The following is a 679-nucleotide window of genomic DNA, read 5'->3' as shown; positions in this document are numbered from 1 at the left end:
GCCCGCCGGGCGCGGGCGCAGGCTCGTGCGCTCGCCCGTGGGGGCGCTGGCCGACGAACACGGGATCGAGGTGCTCACCCCGGAGCAGACCGGGGACGAGGACTTCCTCACCCGGTTGCGCGAGCTCGCGCCGGACGCGTGCCCGGTGGTGGCCTACGGGGCGCTGCTGCCGCGCCGGACCCTGGAGGTGCCGCCGCACGGGTGGGTGAACCTGCACTTCTCGCTGCTGCCCGCCTGGCGGGGGGCCGCGCCGGTGCAGGCGGCGATCCGGGCCGGGGACGAGTTCACCGGGGCGTCCACCTTCCGGATCGTGCCCGAACTGGACGCCGGTCCGGTGTTCGGGGTGGTCACCGAACCGGTGCGGGACACCGACACCGCGGGGACGCTGCTGGACCGGCTGGCGGAGGCCGGTGCGCGACTGCTGGTGTCCACCATGGACGGTATCGCGGATGGGGAGCTCCGCGCGGTGCCGCAGCCCGCCGACGGGGTGAGCTACGCCCCCAAGGTCACGGCGGAGGACGCCCGGGTGTCCTTCACCGAGCCCGCGTTCGCCGTCGACCGGCGGGTACGGTCGGTGACCCCGGACCCCGGTGCGTGGGCCGTGTTCCGCGGCGAGCGGGTCAAGCTCGGCCCGGTGCGCTCGGTCGGCTCCGGGGACGGCGGCTCCGGGGGCGGGGCC

General features: G+C 76.9%; 1 protein-coding gene. It reads left to right on the top strand.

Features of this window, described 5'->3' with window-relative positions; translation table 11 throughout:
* Positions 1 to 679, top strand: a 679-nt coding sequence (locus tag SACPADRAFT_RS24835) for a methionyl-tRNA formyltransferase (protein WP_007027881.1), incomplete at both ends; no start/stop codon positions are given.

It is taken from the genome of Saccharomonospora iraqiensis subsp. paurometabolica YIM 90007, assembly GCF_000231035.2.
Lineage (GTDB): Bacteria > Actinomycetota > Actinomycetes > Mycobacteriales > Pseudonocardiaceae > Saccharomonospora > Saccharomonospora paurometabolica.
Note: the sequence above shows the minus strand (reverse complement) of the source record. Positions and strands in the feature narration are given on the sequence as shown.